Source organism: Streptococcus sp. FDAARGOS_520 (assembly GCF_003812685.1).
Taxonomy (GTDB): Bacteria; Bacillota; Bacilli; order Lactobacillales; family Streptococcaceae; genus Streptococcus; species Streptococcus agalactiae.
This window is the reverse complement of sequence record NZ_CP033810.1, coordinates 654,930-673,541: the sequence shown is the minus strand read 5'-3', so window position 1 is coordinate 673,541 and position 18,612 is coordinate 654,930. Positions and strand designations below refer to the sequence as shown.

General features: G+C 36.0%; 19 protein-coding genes. 10 read left to right on the top strand and 9 right to left on the bottom strand.

Annotation, left to right across the window (positions count from 1 at the left end):
* Nucleotides 1–144: 144 nt before the first annotated feature.
* The 8 genes from EGX96_RS03495 to EGX96_RS03460 all read right to left on the bottom strand — a co-directional run bounded on the left by EGX96_RS03495 (nt 145) and on the right by EGX96_RS03460 (nt 8,679).
* Nucleotides 145–636 carry a GNAT family N-acetyltransferase gene (locus tag EGX96_RS03495; RefSeq protein WP_000586895.1) on the bottom strand — a complete coding sequence of 164 codons (492 nt, stop codon included), beginning with the start codon at nt 634–636 and terminating at the stop codon, nt 145–147.
* A gap of 13 nt (nt 637–649) precedes the next feature.
* The gene (locus EGX96_RS03490) at nt 650–1,291 is read right to left on the bottom strand and encodes a deoxynucleoside kinase (protein ID WP_000909526.1); all 642 of its coding nucleotides are present in this window, start codon (nt 1,289–1,291) and stop codon (nt 650–652) included.
* Between the two features lie 120 nt (nt 1,292–1,411).
* Nucleotides 1,412–2,389, bottom strand: a complete 978-nt coding sequence (gene dusB, locus EGX96_RS03485) for a tRNA dihydrouridine synthase DusB (RefSeq protein ID WP_000192730.1) — start codon at nt 2,387–2,389, stop codon at nt 1,412–1,414.
* A complete protein-coding gene (gene hslO / locus EGX96_RS03480) occupies nt 2,373–3,248 on the bottom strand; it encodes an Hsp33 family molecular chaperone HslO (RefSeq protein ID WP_000357824.1) in 876 nt (291 codons plus the stop codon). Before hslO ends, dusB begins: the two co-directional genes overlap by 17 nt.
* 139 nt (nt 3,249–3,387) lie before the next feature.
* Entirely contained in the window at nt 3,388–4,644 is a 1,257-nt protein-coding gene (locus EGX96_RS03475; protein WP_001285393.1) for a toxic anion resistance protein, read from the bottom strand.
* Nucleotides 4,641–5,459, bottom strand: coding sequence for a hypothetical protein (locus EGX96_RS03470; protein WP_000239572.1), 819 nt, complete (start codon nt 5,457–5,459; stop codon nt 4,641–4,643). The genes EGX96_RS03475 and EGX96_RS03470 overlap by 4 nt, the downstream gene beginning before the upstream one ends.
* A gap of 123 nt (nt 5,460–5,582) precedes the next feature.
* The gene (gene gshAB / locus EGX96_RS03465) at nt 5,583–7,835 is read right to left on the bottom strand and encodes a bifunctional glutamate--cysteine ligase GshA/glutathione synthetase GshB (RefSeq protein ID WP_000582678.1); all 2,253 of its coding nucleotides are present in this window, start codon (nt 7,833–7,835) and stop codon (nt 5,583–5,585) included.
* A gap of 169 nt (nt 7,836–8,004) precedes the next feature.
* Entirely contained in the window at nt 8,005–8,679 is a 675-nt protein-coding gene (locus EGX96_RS03460; RefSeq protein ID WP_000356661.1) for a helix-turn-helix transcriptional regulator, read from the bottom strand.
* Between the two features lie 361 nt (nt 8,680–9,040).
* On the opposite strand from EGX96_RS03460, the gene EGX96_RS03455 reads away from it, so the two are divergent.
* Nucleotides 9,041–10,063: a PTS fructose transporter subunit IIC gene (locus EGX96_RS03455; RefSeq protein WP_001021300.1), complete on the top strand. Its 1,023-nt coding sequence runs from the start codon at nt 9,041–9,043 to the stop codon at nt 10,061–10,063.
* Nucleotides 10,064–10,433: 370 nt separating this feature from the next.
* On the top strand, nt 10,434–11,726 hold the full coding sequence (locus EGX96_RS03450; RefSeq protein WP_000205037.1) for an adenylosuccinate synthase: 1,293 nt from the start codon (nt 10,434–10,436) through the stop codon (nt 11,724–11,726).
* Between the two features lie 22 nt (nt 11,727–11,748).
* Here the strand turns inward: EGX96_RS03450 and EGX96_RS11095 are convergent, their stop codons facing one another.
* Entirely contained in the window at nt 11,749–12,042 is a 294-nt protein-coding gene (locus tag EGX96_RS11095; protein WP_000600819.1) for a hypothetical protein, read from the bottom strand.
* 338 nt (nt 12,043–12,380) lie between these two features.
* Here EGX96_RS11095 and EGX96_RS03440 point away from each other — a divergent pair, with 338 nt between their 5' ends.
* From EGX96_RS03440 to fsa, 8 genes are all read left to right on the top strand, one after another.
* Complete coding sequence (locus EGX96_RS03440; protein WP_001224528.1) at nt 12,381–12,998, top strand: hypothetical protein; 618 nt, start codon at nt 12,381–12,383, stop codon at nt 12,996–12,998.
* A 167-nt stretch (nt 12,999–13,165) separates the two neighbouring features.
* Nucleotides 13,166–14,605, top strand: coding sequence for a PTS sugar transporter subunit IIC (locus EGX96_RS03435; RefSeq protein ID WP_000427087.1), 1,440 nt, complete (start codon nt 13,166–13,168; stop codon nt 14,603–14,605).
* Nucleotides 14,606–14,632: 27 nt separating this feature from the next.
* On the top strand, nt 14,633–14,911 hold the full coding sequence (locus EGX96_RS03430) for a PTS sugar transporter subunit IIB (RefSeq protein WP_000241475.1): 279 nt from the start codon (nt 14,633–14,635) through the stop codon (nt 14,909–14,911).
* A gap of 66 nt (nt 14,912–14,977) precedes the next feature.
* Nucleotides 14,978–15,463 (top strand): PTS sugar transporter subunit IIA, encoded by a 486-nt coding sequence (locus tag EGX96_RS03425; protein ID WP_001049921.1) that lies wholly within the window; start codon nt 14,978–14,980, stop codon nt 15,461–15,463.
* Nucleotides 15,464–15,575: 112 nt separating this feature from the next.
* Nucleotides 15,576–16,241 carry a 3-keto-L-gulonate-6-phosphate decarboxylase UlaD gene (locus tag EGX96_RS03420; RefSeq protein WP_000166859.1) on the top strand — a complete coding sequence of 222 codons (666 nt, stop codon included), beginning with the start codon at nt 15,576–15,578 and terminating at the stop codon, nt 16,239–16,241.
* 3 nt (nt 16,242–16,244) lie between these two features.
* Nucleotides 16,245–17,108 carry an L-ribulose-5-phosphate 3-epimerase gene (locus EGX96_RS03415; RefSeq protein WP_000197821.1) on the top strand — a complete coding sequence of 288 codons (864 nt, stop codon included), beginning with the start codon at nt 16,245–16,247 and terminating at the stop codon, nt 17,106–17,108.
* A 1-nt stretch (nt 17,109) separates the two neighbouring features.
* A complete protein-coding gene (locus EGX96_RS03410) occupies nt 17,110–17,826 on the top strand; it encodes an L-ribulose-5-phosphate 4-epimerase (protein ID WP_001129982.1) in 717 nt (238 codons plus the stop codon).
* Between the two features lie 10 nt (nt 17,827–17,836).
* Entirely contained in the window at nt 17,837–18,484 is a 648-nt protein-coding gene (fsa, locus tag EGX96_RS03405) for a fructose-6-phosphate aldolase (protein ID WP_000873297.1), read from the top strand.
* Nucleotides 18,485–18,612 lie beyond the last annotated feature (128 nt).

The following is an 18,612-nucleotide window of genomic DNA, read 5'->3' as shown; positions in this document are numbered from 1 at the left end:
TAGATTTATGAAAAGTAAAAGGATCTATATCTAACAATTGCACTTGTAGATATAGGTACGACTGAAAGTCGTTGAAAAATTTTAGGATAAATATATTATAATATCCTAATCTTTTGCTAACTTAAAATAAATCTAAAGATTACCTTAAGATTTCAATCGCTTTTGTAACCACACAATGTCATGCCATTGTTCAAATTTAAATCCGATTTTTGGGAAATGTGCGACTTGATTAAATCCTCTTTTTTTGTGGAATGCAATGCTTATATCATTTGGTAAACTGATACAAGCGAGTAGATTAACATACCCTTGGTTAACTAATTCTTTCTCCAATGTATCATATAGTTGGCTACCAATTTTTTTGCTACGTGCATCTTTATCAAGGTAAATAGAAAGCTCGCAAGTCCAGTCATAGGCAGCTCTAGCGTAGTAAGTTGAAGCATATGCATAACCTAATATTTTCCCATTTTCTTCAGCAACTAAATATGGGAAAGATTTGCTGATATTTTTGATACGATTAGTGAATTCCGATATACTAGGAATATCGTATTCAAACGTTATTGTAGTGTCAGCAACGTAGGGAGCATAGATAGCAAGTAATTCTTTAGCATCTGAGGGTAGGACAGGTCTTATAATCATAGATATCACCTAATTATAGTAAATCAAGTTTTTGCAATTCGGAATCAATAGTGTCAAGGACGTGTTGAAGATCCTCTGGATTTTTGACGAAATCAAGTTTGTTACCATCGATCCGAATTTTAGGTGAAACGTCGTAATTTTCATACCATTCTGGATATTCAGAATGGACTTGTTTGTAGTAGTCGTATAACTCTGGGTTAGAATCAACTTGCTCAAAGCTGCGTCCTCGTTTGTCAATACGTTCTAACATTTTATCAAATGAAACATCAATGTAGACTAGCAAATCAGGTCTCTTCTTAGGCATACCTTCTAATTCTTCCAACATATTTGCAAGAAGTTCTTTATAGATATCTAGCTCTGTTTTAGTCACATTTCCATTCTTATAATTTAGAGTGAGGAATAGTTCATCTTCAAAAATAGAACGATCCAAAACATTGTTGTTAGCCTTATAGGCTTCTTTTATAGATTGGAATCGTTTATTTAAAAAGAATATTTGTAGTAAAAAAGCATATTTTTGGGGATCTTGATAGTAAAGATCTAAAACTGGGTTATTATCAACCGCCTCATAGAAAACATCTGTCCCTAGGTGTTGTCCTAGAGCAGCTGCAAGGGAGCTTTTACCTGCTCCAATGGTTCCAGCTAAAACAATCAACATAATTCTCCTTAATTCTGTTATGCTAAAATAATTTGTTATACTTTTGAGTTTTCATTACACAATGATTTATGCTAAATTTGTACAGAGATAGGAAAAAACAGTCAAAGGACTGTTTTTGATTTAGCGTAAACCTGCAAAAAGTTCTTGAACTTCTGCTAGTGTTTCTGCACGTGAAACAGCTCCTCTAATTTTTGCTGCGCCTGATTTTCCACGCAGATAATGAGGTGCTAACCCTCGAAATTCACGAACGGCAATAGTTTCACCTTTTAAATTAACTAGTCGAGTGAGATGATCCTCGGCAACATCTAACATCTTCTCAAATGGTAGGTCAGGAAGGATTTCGCCTGTTTCAAAGAAATGATTAATTTGTGTAAAGATGTAAGGATTGCTACGAGCACCACGTCCAACCATTATAGCGTCAGCTCCAATCTCTTCAATCATAAATTTGGCATCGTGAACAGTACGAATGTCACCATTAGCAATAAAAGGAATACTAGTAACAGCTTTAGCGACCTTGCCAAGTGTTTCATGGTCACACGTGCCAGTATACATTTGTTCACGCGTTCGACCGTGCATAGCAAGTGCAGATACACCAGCAGATTCGGCAGCGAGTGCATTTTCTATAGCATTAGATGAGTCAGACCATCCTGTACGCATTTTTACTGTTAATGGAATGTCAAGTACAGACGTTACCTCTTTAACAATATGATAAATTTTTTCAGGGTCACGTAACCATTTAGCTCCAGCTTCGTTTTTAACAACTTTGTTAACTGGACATCCCATATTGATGTCTACGATATCTGCTTTCGTATTACTTTGGATAAAGTCAGCTGCACGTTTTAAGCCTTCTGCATCGCCACCAAATAGTTGAATTGACATAGGATGTTCATTTTCATCGATATGGAGCATATGTAAGGTCTTTTCGTTGTTATAAAGTAACCCTTTCTCAGAAATCATTTCCATAACAACGAGACCAGCACCAAATTCTTTAGCGATAGTACGAAAAGCAGAATTGGTAATACCTGCCATCGGTGCTAGTACGGTACGATGAGGAATTTCAACCTTCCCAATCATAAATGAACTATTTAATTGAGTCATTAATTATCTTCTCCAAATCTTCTTCTGTGAAATAGTAAGTCTGGTTGCAAAATTGACAAGTAATTTCAACACCTTTATCTTCATCCTTCATGGCTTGCAATTCTTTAGTTCCTAAAGTCAATAGAGCGGCTTCAAAACGTTCTTTTGAACAGTCACAGTAGAAGGCTAAAGAGTCTTCCGATAAGCGCTTGTAGTCGTCTTCTCCGTAAATAGCTGAAAGGAGAGATTCTATATGATTTTCAGACTCTAGCAGACTTGAAATAGAAGGCATCTCCTGAATGCGTTTTTCATAGCGAGAAATTTCTTCGTCAGAAGCACCTGGGAGCACCTGAAGCATGAATCCACCTGCAACTTTAACCTTATCCTCGTCATCTAAGAGGACATTTAAACCGACGGCAGAAGGTGTTTGCTCACTTTCGGTTAAATAATAAGCAAAATCTTCTCCAATTTCTCCTGTAATTAGTGGAGTTGTTGAAGTGTAAGGTTGCCCAGTTGCGTAATCGGTAATAACGACAAAGTGTCCATTACCCATGAAAGGTCCAACTAAGACCTCTCCAGTAGCTGTTTTCTTGATATCAACACCCGTATTTTGGATGTAACCTTTAACATTTCCTTTAGTATCAGCTACAGAAATAATATGACCAAAAGAGCTATCTCCAATAACCTTGACAGTTACTTTACTATTTCCTTTTTGATTTGCTGCTAAAATTTGATTTGCAATTAATGTTCTCCCAAGAGCTACAGTAGAACTTGAAAGTGTCTGATGTTTTTCTTGAGCTGTTCTTACAGTTTCTGTACAATCAAGGACATAAGCCCGGAAAGAACCGGAAGTTGAAATTGATTTTATAATTTTATCCATAAGTCATATTATAGCATAAAAGGCTTATTTTGCATTGGAGATAGTCAGGAAAATATAGATGAAAACGGTATAAATTAATGATATAAAAACGATACTGTGTTTTACAGTATCGTTTTTATTTAGTGGATATGATAGTAAGTTAAGACTCATCAACTTTTTCTTGGGTAGATTTACCTTCGTTGAGTAAGGCTTCAACTATTTTTTTATCACGAATTTTGACAGAATCATTGATTGTTTCAGCCGATTTAATAACAGCAGATTCCAATTGGGCACGTTCCTTACGTCCTTTGTCTATGGCAGCGATAATACCATTATTTTGAGCCACTAAGCTTTCAGCTAATGCAGTGACAGATTTAATAGAAACAGTGGGGCTTTGTGCGGTCTTCTCTAACATCGGAATCGCTTCTTTACTAGTTTCAGCCAGCATCTGCAATGCTGCATTATTAGCGTTGACAATAGCATCAGCAGTGACACCGGATTTGACAGATTGTTGCATCATGCCTAACTGAGCGATTGAGAGTTTCATTGTTGGAATGGTATTTCGACGTAACATGCCAAGTTTCTGACGCATATCTGACGATACTTTGACCAAGTTTCGCATCTGTGGTGTTGTTGCCCATGCAACGTAGAGACGGCTGACATATTCAGGATGTTGCTGTTCGAGGGTATTGATAACTTCAGTCATTCGAGCTAATTGGTTACTTTTAATTTGATACTCGGACGTTTGGCTATCTAATGCTAGAATTTCTTGTTGTAAGTGGCTTGCACGATTAGCAGCCTCGGCTTGACTCGATTCAATAAAAGCAATAACTCCAACCAAATTTTCAATAGATTTAGTATTATCTTCAATGAGCATTTCAGCAGAGACGATATTTCTTGCCAAAGTATCTTCTTGTTTGACAACATTCGCTGCCATCATATCCATTTTTTGCTCGATGTTTTGTGAGTCAAAATAAAATTCCTGTAGCGAGGTCTTGCTTTGTTTGAATAATTTTTGAATCAAGTTTGGTTTTTTCTCTAATTCTGCCGGAGTAGCATCTTTATATTTGGCAATAAATCCATTTAGTTCGCGATTAGCATTTTTTAGTAAATCATCAACTTGAGGAATTTGAATTTTTTTCTGCTCAGACAAGATATGATTAACAGTGGTATTAACGCCTTCTACTGCGGATTGTCCAAAATCAAGGAGCGCATTTTGATCGCCGACAAAAGTATCTACCAAAGCTGGTGTTTTTTCAGAGATAGCAGACTTTTGTGCTGGTGTTAGTTTTTCAAAAAAGGCAATTTGCCCAGTTTGGCTTGTTGTCTGGTTGGAAATAATTTCTGTTGTTTTATCTGTTTTAGTGATAGCATTGTCTGCAATTTGGTCAATATCAAAATTAAAGGTATCGCTCATTTACTGTTCCTTTCGTCTTGCATCATTCTTAGGCTAACGTCAAAATCTTTCATATCACTTTCATTCAATTGGCGCAGCGTTTCATCTAAATCTAAATTAAATTTTTTAATTGCTTGTAATGCTTGTTCTAGGCGTTCCTTAGCATTGTTAAAATTTTTAGGAGATTGTTTGATTCTGATGTAGCCAGCCAGAACATCTGTAAAACGTTTCATATTGGCTTGATGAATTGCTGCTAATTCAGCTTTGTTATCTGCCTCTTCAATCTTTTTTAAGATAGCAAAGTGGTCATCTTGAATATTGTGATAGAACGGTTTTAATTCCGGAGCAATGCGTATCATTTCATCTTCCTGATCAGAAATAGGTTCTAGTTCTGGAGAGGCATGTAGCTTTATTAGTTGTTCGTTAATCTCATTACTAAATGTATTTGCTTTTTTGGTGATACGTTTATAGATATTAGGCTCAATGGCTTTTTGTAGTTGGTTTGCTTCATTACGAATTAGGTCCAATTGAGGTAATATTTGATGTGCTAATTTGATATATTCCTTAGAACGATTGTCTTTTTTTAAAATTTCCAAGTGTCTAATGTCTTGGTCAGTCTCTTTAATATCGGATTTTAAAGCTTCAATACGTTGGTTTGATGTAAAACGTTTAAGACGCTTTTTATCATAAACGTAATAGGCACAATAACCACCACCAATAATTAACAGAGTAGCAATCACCTCACTCCAAAAGTCTGAAATCAGGGAAGCAAGAACAACAATACCAAGTAATGTTATTAGATTATGAGAATTTTTGGAATAGCGTTTTTTAACCATAATAATATTTAACCTAACTTTCTGTAGTTGTTAATATTTTATCTTAAATGAACTAGTGATGACAAGGGATAACTTTATTTTAACCAAAAATTCCTTAAGCTTAGCCTAAGGAACTCTTTTTAGTTATAATTCTGGGAACAGTTTAGCCAAAATTCGAGGTGTAATAGATTGACCAGGCCCCTCTTGACAGTAGGTGTGCATATACATCAATGGGTTAAAGTTTAGTTCAATGCAAGTAGCATTTTTCTTATCTTTTGAGTATGCTTGAGTGGCATTAGGAATAATTAAATCAACTCCACAAACCCAAGCCCCCATAGCCTCTGCCATCTCAGCTGCTAGTTGTTTATATGTAGGATCCATTGTATTTGTTACATCTATAGAGTCACCGCCAGTGGAAATATTAGAATTACGGCGAAGTTCTATTTTTGTTCCTTCTGGAGGGATACTGTTAACAGTGTATCCTTGTTGTTCCAACATTAACTGTTCTACTTCTCCGAGCTCAATAACCTCTAGAGGAGAGCGATGATCATAGCCTCTGAGAGGGTTTTGGTTTTTAAGTTTAACTAGCTGACTAATAGTATGAATACCATCTCCAACGACATTAGCTGCTACCCTAAGCAATACAGCAATACAGTCCCCCTCAAGGACGAAGAAACGGTATTCGGTACCCTCAATATATTCTTCCACAAGAATAGCACTATCTTCGGTAAAAGCGATGTCAATTGCTTTTTCATAAGAAGCTAAGTTAGCTGATGTTTTAAAAATAGAAATGCCTAAACCAAAGTTTGTAGATTTTGGCTTAACGACGATTGGTTTATCTTGGATTTGTGAAAAATAGTTAAGTGCCTCTTTACGGTCAGTAAATTCATCTCCAAAAGGAGTTGGGAAATGCTTTTCATCTAGGATTTTTTTTGTAACAACTTTGTTAGCCATAGCGAGCGGTACAATATAGTTATCTTTTGAGGTCATATTACCATTTTTAACGTACTCAATATGACTATTGTGCCATAATTTTAGGAATTGATCTTGTTCATCCAGCACTTCGAAGTTGACTCCTTTTTGGATAACGTCAAATAGTAGCAATTGGGTAGAAAGTTCCATCGTTTCATATCCCTTTAAGGCGTAGGGAGCTTCCCAAGCATAATCGTGATAAATTTGTCCTTGTCTTTGTCCAAATGTTTCTAAGGAAAGTCCTTCAATCATTTCTAAAAGTTGACCAGCTACCGTTAATTCAGGTGACTGAATTTGCCTTTTTACAGATTCCAATAGGTCTTGATAGTAAGGTGATAAGTTAAAATGTTGGATAACAGATTGCATAGCATCCACTAAGTCAGAAACTGGTGCTTGATTAGGTAATTTTTCTAATGGATGACTAAGTGCTATAAGGTCATTTAATCTATTGGCTTCCTTGATATCTTGGTCAATATGACTACTAGAATCTATCCACAAAAGCGCCAATAAGAAAAGGTGAACAGTATCAACAGTTTCCTGCGTTATACCGATTGGGCTAAATGGGTTGAGATCAAAAGTGCGAAACTCTAAATATGTAATTCCTTTTTCTAAATAATTACGACAGGCCTTACTACCACGGAGACGAACAGGTGAATAAAATTCTTTCTCAGCAATCAATTGCCCACTTTTTACAGCATTTTCTAGATCGTTGACATAATCCTTCAAGCTAGTATAAGAAATACGAATATCTTTATGATTCACATAACCTAAGTGACTATTTCTAAGTGACCGGACAGGGTTATTCAGTTTCTGATCTAAAAAGTCTTCTTCAGCTACTGGGCTCGCTCCGTATAGATAAGTTAGTAACCAACGGTAACGTAAAAAATTTTGAGACAATTTCATGTAAAGCTGGTTCTGAAAATCAATAGCATTATCTGCTTGACTCAATTCAAAGAGAGAAGTTAATAACTCTTGACCTAAACCGAGATTATAGTGAATTCCAGAGATGGATTGTATTAGTTTTCCATAAGTCTTCTCCAAATATTTGCGATAATCATATTCAAAAGCATCCTCTAATTGGGCAATCTGTATGTCTTCTTCCCTCACTTTGGGTGGCATAGAAAGCGGCCATAAGTATTCATCGTGGTTGATAGAGCGTCCAGCAACATCACTTATAGCTTTCAAAAATCGAATGGCTTCTTGGCTATCCTTTGCAATAGGTGTAATGAGTTCTAATTGAGGTTCACTATAATCCGTTTGGATATAAGGATGATAGTTACGACTCCCTAATGTTTTGGGATGGGGTGTTTGAGCAACCCTTTGAGTGGGTTGGTGAATACGAAGGCTTTCTCTCTCTAAGCCAAATGTAGCTTGTAGAATCGGTAGATGAGAGTGGCTTCTTTGTAACAGTCGATCGATAATCACGACAACATTCCTCCTAGTAACAGATGATACTAGTTTATCAAAAAAATAATAAAAACTAAGTTTTACGGCACAGAAAACTAAAATAATCTTATACCGGTGTCATAAAAAATAAAAGATTGAACTTTTGAGTCCAATCTTATTAATCTATAAGTTAAAAAGAGTTTTAGAGTTAATGAGTTTCAATTTTTTTAAGATAACGATAGACGCTTGGTTCGGAGATGTTGAGAACTTCAGCGACCTTTGAAACGGCACCTTTTAATTGGAATACACCTTTTTCGTGAAGTTTAGAAACAATTTCTACCTTAACTTCTTGACTTAAATGAATATTCTGATTTAAAAGACTAGGATCAACAATCTCACTAATAATATCCTGAATATTGCCTGATAGAACTTCTACAGGTTCCTCCTGTTGAGGGAGAGAAATTTTTTGAGGGGACTTAGGTAGTATTTTGTTAACATTTAAATTAACTAAGTCTAGAATATCCAAAGCAATATTTTGGTATGCAGAAATATCAAGGTTGATACATAACATCCCTTCAAGTTCATTTTGAGCATTCTTGATGAAGAAAGTAGATCCACGAACTTCTTTATTGAGAGGGCTGACAATCGCCTTATAGTTAGTAACAAAATCTTTTTCCTTATAAACTTTATTCTTGATTAAATCAAGGGCGAAAGTCGTTAGAGGTGAACTTATGGTTCGTCCACTAATGTGACTATTAACCAACTCACCAATATAGATATCATTTTCATCTACTACATGCAAAACAATTTCGTAATTATCACCTAAAACATTATGGAGAAACGTTATTATCGTTTTCCAATAGTCTAATTTTTCTTTATCCATATCGTAGTTCCTCTATGCTAATCTTACTATTATAGTAATATATTTATGGTTAAAAGACAATATCAGACTATTTTAAAAGATTAATGTAATAAAAAATTATCGTAATAAAAAAAAGTTAAGAAAATAAAAAATTATTATTGACTATGGTTATGCTTTTAGGTAAAATGTGATTATATTAGCAACTAAGGAGTAATCCATGAGATAAGCCTAATAATTATGTCGGACTTCTTTGTTGCACCTTATCCAGTTCGTAGTACAATTAAGTTTCAGTATTACCTAAAGGCGCCTTTATTGAAATTGAAGCAGTAGTACACAGACACTGAGAATAAAAAACTTAACTATTTTTAGCGGGAGTATATTTATGAATATCATTATTGGGACCAGTCTTTTAATACTTGTATTAGCGATTTTCACTTTATTTAATTATAAAGCACCCTACGGAACAAAAGCAATGGGAGCATTGGCATCTGCGGCTTGTGCATCCTTCCTTGTAGAAGCTTTTCAAGATTCTTTCTTTGGTAAAGTTTTGGGATTTCAATTTTTAAGTGAAGTGGGTGGTGCTAATGGTTCACTTTCTGGTGTAGCTGCAGCTATATTGGTTGCTATTGCTATTGGTGTAACCCCAGGATACGCAGTTTTAATTGGTTTATCTGTTTCTGGAACAGGTATTATTCCTGGTTTCCTTGCAGGATATTTAGTGGGATTTCTTGTTAAGTGGATGGAAAGAAATATTCCTGGTGGTTTAGATCTTATTTCAATTATTATTATTGGTGCACCATTAACACGTCTTGTGGCCAAACTGTTGACGCCGCTTATTAATAGCACTTTGCTCACCATTGGAGATATCTTAACATCAGGTGCTCATAGCAACCCTATTTTAATGGGGATTATACTTGGCGGGACAATTGTAGTAGTGGCGACAGCACCACTTTCTTCTATGGCATTGACAGCTATGCTAGGATTAACCGGAATGCCTATGGCTATAGGAGCCTTGTCTGTCTTTGGTTCGTCATTTATGAATGGTGTACTTTTCCATAAATTAAAACTTGGAAGTCGTAAAGATAATATAGCTTTTGCTGTTGAGCCTCTAACTCAAGCTGACGTGACTTCAGCTAACCCTATTCCAATCTATGTCACTAATTTTGTTGGTGGTGCAGCTTGTGGTATTTTAATTGCCTTGATGAAATTAGTTAATGATACTCCTGGAACAGCGACACCAATTGCAGGATTTGCTGTCATGTTTGCCTATAACCCAATGATAAAAGTACTAATAACCGCTCTAGGTTGTATTATCCTATCTTTACTAGCAGGCTATTTTGGAGGCATTGTTTTTAAAGATTATAAATTAGTTACAAAAGAAGAGCTACAGGCTAGAGATAACTAGTTACTTCATGAAAAGCTAATAGTAAATATCATTAATATAGATATGATATCTGACTTGTGATAACTGTTCTTGATAATTTAAAATTCAACGACTCTAATAAAAAGATCGTTGAATTTTTTTATTGTTAAGAATGCTGGTATCAGTAAATTTCAAGATTTCTTTATCAACTATAATGTTAGTTTTTTACCGTTTTTTTACACTTCTAATAATTATTTTTTTCTTTTTTTCCGATAATATTTGAGGAATTTGGCAAAAAAAAACATTTTTTGCTATAATAAGGTGTCAGACAAACTCGCAGGTGAAATTCCTGCCATGTTTTTCCAGAAAGGATTGGGGAGTCCCAAAAAGGCTCACTCAGTGTTAAATAAATATGACTTCAGTTGTTGTAGTAGGTACCCAATGGGGTGACGAAGGTAAAGGTAAAATTACAGATTTTTTATCTGCTGACGCAGAAGTAATTGCACGTTATCAAGGTGGTGATAACGCTGGGCATACTATCGTTATTGATAACAAAAAATTTAAACTTCATTTAATTCCTTCAGGAATTTTCTTCAAAGAAAAAATTTCTGTCATTGGTAATGGTGTTGTCGTTAATCCGAAATCATTAGTTAAAGAGTTAGCTTATCTTCACGGAGAAGGTGTAACAACGGATAACCTTCGTATTTCAGACCGTGCGCATGTTATCTTGCCATACCACATCAAGCTTGACCAACTACAAGAAGATGCTAAAGGTGATAATAAAATTGGAACAACCATCAAAGGAATTGGGCCAGCTTACATGGACAAGGCTGCGCGTGTCGGTATCCGTATTGCTGACCTTCTTGATAGAGAAGTTTTTGCTGAGCGTTTGAAAATTAATTTAGCTGAGAAAAATCGTTTATTTGAAAAAATGTATGACAGTACACCTCTTGAATTTGATGATATTTTCGAAGAATATTATGAATATGGTCAACAAATTAAGCAATATGTGACTGATACATCCGTTATCTTAAATGATGCTCTTGATGCCGGTAAACGTGTTCTTTTTGAAGGAGCACAAGGAGTTATGCTCGACATTGATCAAGGAACATACCCATTTGTAACATCTTCCAATCCAGTAGCAGGTGGTGTCACAATTGGTTCGGGAGTTGGACCAAGTAAAATTAATAAAGTAGTAGGTGTATGTAAAGCTTACACTAGCCGTGTCGGTGATGGACCATTCCCAACAGAACTTTTTGATGAGGTTGGTGACCGTATTCGTGAGATTGGTAAAGAGTATGGTACAACGACTGGTCGTCCTCGTCGCGTTGGATGGTTTGATTCTGTTGTTATGCGTCACAGCCGTCGAGTATCAGGTATTACTAATCTCTCTCTGAATTCAATTGATGTTCTTTCAGGGCTTGATACGGTGAAAATTTGTGTGGCTTATGACCTTGATGGGAAACGTATTGACTATTATCCAGCAAGCCTTGAACAGCTAAAACGTTGTAAACCAATCTATGAAGAATTACCGGGCTGGTCTGAAGATATTACAGCTTGCCGTAGCTTAGATGATCTTCCAGAAAATGCACGTAATTACGTTCGCCGTGTTGGCGAATTGGTTGGTGTTCGTATTTCTACTTTCTCAGTAGGGCCTGGTCGTGAACAAACAAACATTCTTGAGTCTGTTTGGTCAAATATTTAATATTAAAAGTCTGACTGTACAGTCAGACTTTTTGATGTTTACTTTTTCTTTTTAATAGATAGATACTAATAAGACTTAAGGACTTCCCAGAAATCAATAAAACTACTGTAATTGATAAAAAAAGAAGTGAATTGATATTGTGAATCAAAGTATGTAATAATACTAGCGATACAACTGTTAGAATATTACCAGTCATCAATAAGCGTTCCAGAGGATAGTAGCCATGTTGCTTATGCATTTCTAATTTTAATAGTAGACCAGCTGACAATTCTACTAGGAAACAAATAGGTAGAGCTATCAAATTAATAAGAATCATAGACCAACCAAATCCTTGACCATAACTTATATATGATAGACTATTTTTGGAAATTGTTGACGTGTGAATTATAAAATCAATCGTAAAGATAATGTCTATAAGAAGTAGTAGCGCTAACAGATAATGTAGTAAGGAGATTGTTCTTAACCGTTTATTAATTAATATTTCATTTCCTCCCACTTATTTACCAATAAGCTTATTATATCATAATGTGTAATCAAACATTCGTTAGTACTGATTAAAAGGTTAATGAAGGGGTGGTCACTATTGTTTCATTGAATTAGTAACTTTAACGACGAAATGTTATAATGTTATTAGTTTATAAAAGAGGAGATTGTATGCGTAAATTTTTCCAAGATGTTATTGTAGAGGTGGCTTATTATTTAGAGATTGCTTTGTCAGTTATTCTGGCAACAGCTATTATTTTTTTTAGTTTAGCACTCTTTCATGATTTGTTTAGCATGTTGTCTGTTGATCAAAATGTTGATAAGTTGTTCCAGACTTTCCTTGCTCGCGCCATGACAATAGCAGTCGGGATTGAGTTGATCAAAATGTTTTCAAAACCTTCCCCAGATACTTTAATTGAAGTGTTATTGTTTGCCTTAGCTCGTCAACTTGTAATTGAACATGGTAGTGTTTCAGATTACCTTATGGGGATTGCTTCAGTTGCTATTTTGTTTGCTGTTCGTAAATATCTTTTCACCCATTTTGATGGGTCAAGCAACATTGTTTTACGTGCTAATAACAAAGTCAAAAAAGCTAATATTTTAGCTAGGGTTCAACTACCTTGTCAACCCAATGAAACTTTAGGAGACTTACTTGTTCGTCATTTAAATGATGAGGAAAAGGACGTTGCTATTGGTTCAGTAGTCTATATTAATAACGTTGCATTGCGTGTTGATAGTATGCACGATGGTCTTGTGACGCGTGTAGAAATCATTAGGAGTCTACATTAAAAAATATAAAAAATCATGTATCCTAAGATACATGATTTTTTTGTAAATTAGGTTCAGCACAATTTTGCACACTTAAGTGTGTACTTCTTGGTCTTTTTTAAAACGCTTACAAAAAATATAATAAAGATACAAAAAAACATTACTTAAATAAAGAGAGGTCTTTAGTTATGGAAAACTTCCTAGCTCCCCTTAATTGGTTCTCGCAAAATATCTTGCAGAATCCAGCCTTCTTCGTAGGTCTATTGGTACTCATTGGGTATCTTTTATTGAAGAAACCACTTCATGATGTCTTTGCTGGTTTTATCAAAGCGACCGTTGGATATTTGATTTTGAACGTAGGTGCAGGAGGATTGGTTAATACATTCCGTCCAATCTTAGTTGCTCTTGCTAAAAAATTTAATTTAGAAGCTGCTGTTATTGACCCTTACTTTGGTTTAGCATCAGCAAATGCTAAGTTAGAAACAATGGGCTTTATCAGTGTTGCAACAACAGCACTCTTGATTGGTTTTGGGATTAACATTCTCTTGGTTGCTCTTCGTAAAGTAACTAAAGTCCGTACTCTTTTTATTACTGGTCATATCATGGTACAACAAGCTGCAACAATTTCAGTATTTGTACTGCTCTTGATTCCACAACTTCGTAATGGTTTTGGTGCATGGGCTGTTGGTATCATTTGTGGTCTATATTGGGCGGTAAGTTCTAATATGACCGTTGAAGCAACTCAACGCCTTACAGGTGGTGGCGGATTTGCCATCGGACACCAACAACAATTTGCAATTTGGTTTGTTGATAAAGTTGCGCCATTCTTCGGTAAAAAAGAAGAAAACCTTGATAACTTAAAATTACCAACATTCTTAAATATTTTCCATGATACAGTTGTTGCATCAGCAACATTGATGCTAGTTTTCTTTGGAGGAATCTTAGCTGTCCTTGGTCCAGACATTATGTCTAATGTTAAATTAATCGGACCTGGTGCATTTGTACCAACTAAGCAAGCTTTCTTCATGTACATCCTTCAAACATCATTGACATTCTCAGTTTACCTTTTCATTTTGATGCAAGGTGTACGCATGTTCGTTACAGAATTGACAAATGCCTTCCAAGGTATCTCAAACAAACTTCTTCCAGGATCATTCCCAGCAGTTGACGTTGCAGCTTCATATGGTTTTGGTTCTTCAAATGCAGTTCTTTCAGGATTTGCTTTTGGTTTGATTGGTCAATTAATTACAATCGCTCTACTTGTTGTCTTCAAAAATCCAATCTTGATTATCACAGGATTCGTTCCAGTATTCTTTGATAATGCGGCAATCGCTGTTTATGCAGATAAACGTGGTGGCTGGAAAGCAGCAGTAGCTCTATCATTTATCTCAGGTATTATTCAGGTGGCACTTGGTGCTGTTGCTGTAGGTCTTTTAGGACTTGCAGGTGGTTATCATGGAAATATCGACTTTGAATTCCCATGGTTAGCATTTGGTTACATCTTCAAGTATTTAGGTATCGCTGGTTACGTGATTGTATGTCTCTTCTTCTTAGCTATTCCACAACTTCAATTTATGAAATCTAAAGATAAAGAAGCATACTATCGTGGTGATGCGCCTGCAGAATAATAGAAATTTATAACGGAGGAAATAAAAATGGTTAAAGTTCTTACAGCATGCGGAAACGGCATGGGATCATCAATGGTTATCAAAATGAAAGTCGAAAATGCGCTTCGTCAATTAGGCGTTAGCAACTTTGAGTCAGCATCTTGCTCAGTCGGAGAAGCAAAAGGTTTAGCTGCAAACTACGATATCGTGGTTGCTTCAAACCACCTTATCCATGAATTAGACGGACGTACAAAAGGTCATTTAGTAGGTCTTGATAACCTTATGGATGACAATGAAATAAAAACAAAACTACAAGAAATTTTGTAAGTTAATAGACAAAGGGAGTGAGACAAAAGTTTCTCTCCCATATCTTTAGACTTTTAAGGAGAAATCATGAATTTAAAACAAGCCTTTATCGAAAATGACTCAATTCGTCTTAAATTATCTGCAAGCGATTGGAAAGAAGCAATCAAATTATCAATTGATCCATTGATTGAAAGTGGTGCTGTTGATGCGGAATATTACGATGCCATTATTGAATCTACAGAGGAATTTGGTCCGTACTACATTCTTATGCCGGGTATGGCGATGCCTCATGCTCGTCCAGAAGCAGGCGTAAAACGTGATGCATTTTCATTAATTACATTAACAGAGCCAGTAGTTTTTCCAGATGGCAAAGAAGTCTCAGTATTGTTAGCACTTGCTGCAACAAGTTCAGCTATTCATACTTCTGTTGCTATCCCTCAAATTATTGCCCTTTTTGAATTGGAAAATTCAATTCAGCGCTTGACGGAATGCCAAGAAGCAAAAGAAGTCCTTGCAATGGTAGAGGAATCAAAAAACAGCCCATATTTAGAAGGTTTAGATTTAGAAAGCTAATCAATAAACTGATATTAATAGAAAGGATAGGACCTATAAAAAATCTCTGTGATAAGAAACTCTTTGCCACAAATAAAATGAGTATTTTTATCAGGTCCTTAGAATAAACAACATGACAAAACGTTTACCAAATTTACAAGTTGCACTTGACCACTCAGATTTACAAGGAGCTATCAAAGCTGCCGTATCAGTAGGACATGAAGTTGATGTTATTGAAGCTGGAACTGTTTGCCTTCTTCAAGTAGGTAGTGAATTAGTTGAGGTCCTTCGCAGTCTCTTCCCTGACAAAATAATTGTTGCTGATACAAAATGTGCTGATGCTGGTGGGACTGTTGCTAAAAATAATGCTGTTCGCGGTGCAGACTGGATGACTTGTATCTGTTGTGCTACTATTCCAACAATGGAAGCAGCCTTAAAAGCTATCAAAGAAGAACGCGGCGATCGTGGAGAAATTCAAATCGAACTATATGGTGATTGGACTTATGAGCAAGCGCAACAATGGTTGGATGCAGGTATTTCACAAGCCATTTATCACCAATCTCGTGATGCGCTTCTTGCTGGCGAAACATGGGGAGAGAAAGACCTTAATAAGGTTAAAAAATTGATTGATATGGGCTTCCGAGTTTCTGTAACTGGTGGTTTATCAACTGATACTCTTCAATTATTTGAAGGTGTTGATGTCTTTACTTTTATTGCGGGTCGTGGTATTACAGAGGCAGATGATCCAGCCGCAGCAGCACGTGCATTTAAGGATGAAATTAAACGTATTTGGGGGTAATATATGACACGTCCAATAGGAATTTACGAGAAGGCAACACCAAAACATTTTAACTGGTTAGAACGCCTACAATTTGCTAAAGAATTGGGATTTGATTTTGTAGAATTATCCATTGATGAGTCAGATGAACGTTTGGCACGTTTGGAGTGGTCAAAAGAAGAACGACTTGAGTTGGTCAAAGCTATTTTTGAGACAGGAGTTCGTGTTCCAACAATTACATTTAGTGGTCATCGTCGTTTCCCAATGGGATCTAATAATCCTGAGAAAGAAGCGCGTGCGATGGATATGATGAAAAAATGTATCGTCTTTGCTCAAGATATTGGTATTCGTAATATTCAATTAGCAGGATATGATGTGTACTATGAAGAAAAATCTCCAGAGACACGTGCACGCTTTATTAAGAATCTTCGTCAAGCTTGTACTTGGGCCGAAGAAGCACAAGTTATTCTATCTATTGAGATTATGGATGATCCATTTATGAATTCCATTGAGAAATATTTGGCTGTGGAAAAAGAGATTGATTCTCCTTATCTCTTTGTCTACCCAGATACTGGAAATGTATCAGCATGGCATAATGATCTTTGGAGTGAATTTTATAATGGACATCGCTCAATTGCAGCGCTTCATATTAAAGATACTTATGCTGTTACCGAAACGTCTAAAGGTCAATTCCGTGATGTTCCATTTGGTCAAGGGTGTGTTGATTGGGAAGAAATGTTTGCTGTCATTAAGAAAACAAATTATAATGGTCCATTCTTGATTGAAATGTGGTCGGAGAACTGTGAGACTGTAGAGGAAACACGTGCAGCCATTAAAGAGGCGCAAGATTTTCTTTACCCATTAATGGAGAAAACAGGAGTGAAATAATATGGCAAAATCATTGCAAGAAATGCGTGAACGTGTGTGTGAAGCTAATAAATCACTACCAGTTCATAGTTTAGTTAAATTTACTTGGGGTAACGTTTCTGAAGTTGACCGCGAAGCAGGATTGATTGTTATCAAACCTTCAGGAGTTGACTATGACCAATTGACACCTGAAAATATGGTTGTCACAGACTTAGAGGGAAATATAGTGGAGGGGGATTTGAATCCATCATCTGATCTTCCAACTCATGTTCAACTTTATAAAGCATGGCCAGAAGTCGGTGGTATTGTTCATACTCATTCAACAGAAGCAGTTGGTTGGGCACAAGCGGGTCGCGATATTCCATTTTATGGAACAACACATGCAGATTATTTTTATGGGCCAGTACCATGTGCTAGGTCACTTAGTGAAGATGAAGTTAACACTGCTTATGAAAAAGAAACAGGTAGCGTTATTATAGAGGAATTTGAACGTCGGGATTTAGATCCAATGGCTGTTCCTGGTATTGTTGTACGTAATCATGGACCATTTACTTGGGGGAAAGATCCAGCACAAGCAGTTTATCACTCAGTCGTTCTTGAAGAAGTTGCTAAGATGAATCGTTTCACTGAACAAATTAATCCACGTGTTGAACCAGCTCCAAAATATATTATGGATAAACACTATTTACGTAAGCATGGACCAAATGCTTATTATGGTCAAAAAGGACAAGAACATTAAGGAGAATAATATGAAATACTTTTTAGATACTGCCGATGTTTCTGAAATTCGTCGTCTTAATCGTTTAGGAATCGTTGATGGTGTTACTACCAATCCGACTATTATTTCACGTGAGGGGCGTGACTTTAAAGAAGTTATTAACGAAATTTGCCAAATCGTTGATGGCCCAGTTAGTGCAGAAGTGACAGGTTTAACTTGTGATGAAATGGTTACCGAAGCTAGAGAAATCGCTAAGTGGTCACCAAATGTTGTTGTTAAAATTCCAATGACTGAAGAAGGTTTAGCAGCAGTTTCACAATTATCAAAAGAAGGTATAAAGACAAATGTGACATTAATATTTACTGTGGCTCAAGGTCTTTCGGCAATGAAAGCTGGTGCAACATTTATTAGTCCTTTTGTGGGTCGTCTTGAAGATATTGGAACAGATGCTTATGCTTTGATTCGTGACCTTCGTCACATTATTGATTTTTATGGTTTCCAATCTGAGATTATTGCTGCTAGCATTCGTGGATTGGCGCATGTGGAGGGCGTCGCTAAATGCGGTGCGCACATTGCCACTATTCCAGATAAAACATTTGCATCACTATTTACTCACCCGCTTACTGATAAAGGGATTGAAACTTTCTTAAAAGATTGGGATAGTTTCAAGAAGAAGTAGTGTTACGATAAAGCAAACTCTTAATTATACTAGTGCAAGACAAACTTTGATAATGGGTTTGTCTTTTTTTATAATCTTCTCCAATAAGAACACTTATTTTCATTTTTCTTATTAAATGATATAATACG

Bases quoted from the DNA above. Each gene is read 5' to 3' on its own strand.
- EGX96_RS03455 (WP_001021300.1), top strand. From the start codon at position 9,041: ATGAATATCATTATTGGGACCAGTCTTTTAATACTTGTATTAGCGATT.
- fsa (WP_000873297.1), top strand. From the start codon at position 17,837: ATGAAATACTTTTTAGATACTGCCGATGTTTCTGAAATTCGTCGTCTT.
- EGX96_RS03415 (WP_000197821.1), top strand. From the start codon at position 16,245: ATGACACGTCCAATAGGAATTTACGAGAAGGCAACACCAAAACATTTT.
- EGX96_RS03430 (WP_000241475.1), top strand. From the start codon at position 14,633: ATGGTTAAAGTTCTTACAGCATGCGGAAACGGCATGGGATCATCAATG.
- EGX96_RS03440 (WP_001224528.1), top strand. From the start codon at position 12,381: ATGCGTAAATTTTTCCAAGATGTTATTGTAGAGGTGGCTTATTATTTA.
- EGX96_RS03425 (WP_001049921.1), top strand. From the start codon at position 14,978: ATGAATTTAAAACAAGCCTTTATCGAAAATGACTCAATTCGTCTTAAA.
- EGX96_RS03460 (WP_000356661.1), bottom strand. From the start codon at position 8,679: ATGGATAAAGAAAAATTAGACTATTGGAAAACGATAATAACGTTTCTC.
- EGX96_RS03420 (WP_000166859.1), top strand. From the start codon at position 15,576: ATGACAAAACGTTTACCAAATTTACAAGTTGCACTTGACCACTCAGAT.
- dusB (WP_000192730.1), bottom strand. From the start codon at position 2,389: ATGACTCAATTAAATAGTTCATTTATGATTGGGAAGGTTGAAATTCCT.
- EGX96_RS03475 (WP_001285393.1), bottom strand. From the start codon at position 4,644: ATGAGCGATACCTTTAATTTTGATATTGACCAAATTGCAGACAATGCT.
- EGX96_RS03410 (WP_001129982.1), top strand. From the start codon at position 17,110: ATGGCAAAATCATTGCAAGAAATGCGTGAACGTGTGTGTGAAGCTAAT.
- EGX96_RS11095 (WP_000600819.1), bottom strand. From the start codon at position 12,042: ATGATTCTTATTAATTTGATAGCTCTACCTATTTGTTTCCTAGTAGAA.
- EGX96_RS03435 (WP_000427087.1), top strand. From the start codon at position 13,166: ATGGAAAACTTCCTAGCTCCCCTTAATTGGTTCTCGCAAAATATCTTG.
- EGX96_RS03490 (WP_000909526.1), bottom strand. From the start codon at position 1,291: ATGTTGATTGTTTTAGCTGGAACCATTGGAGCAGGTAAAAGCTCCCTT.
- EGX96_RS03450 (WP_000205037.1), top strand. From the start codon at position 10,434: ATGACTTCAGTTGTTGTAGTAGGTACCCAATGGGGTGACGAAGGTAAA.
- EGX96_RS03495 (WP_000586895.1), bottom strand. From the start codon at position 636: ATGATTATAAGACCTGTCCTACCCTCAGATGCTAAAGAATTACTTGCT.
- EGX96_RS03470 (WP_000239572.1), bottom strand. From the start codon at position 5,459: ATGGTTAAAAAACGCTATTCCAAAAATTCTCATAATCTAATAACATTA.
- hslO (WP_000357824.1), bottom strand. From the start codon at position 3,248: ATGGATAAAATTATAAAATCAATTTCAACTTCCGGTTCTTTCCGGGCT.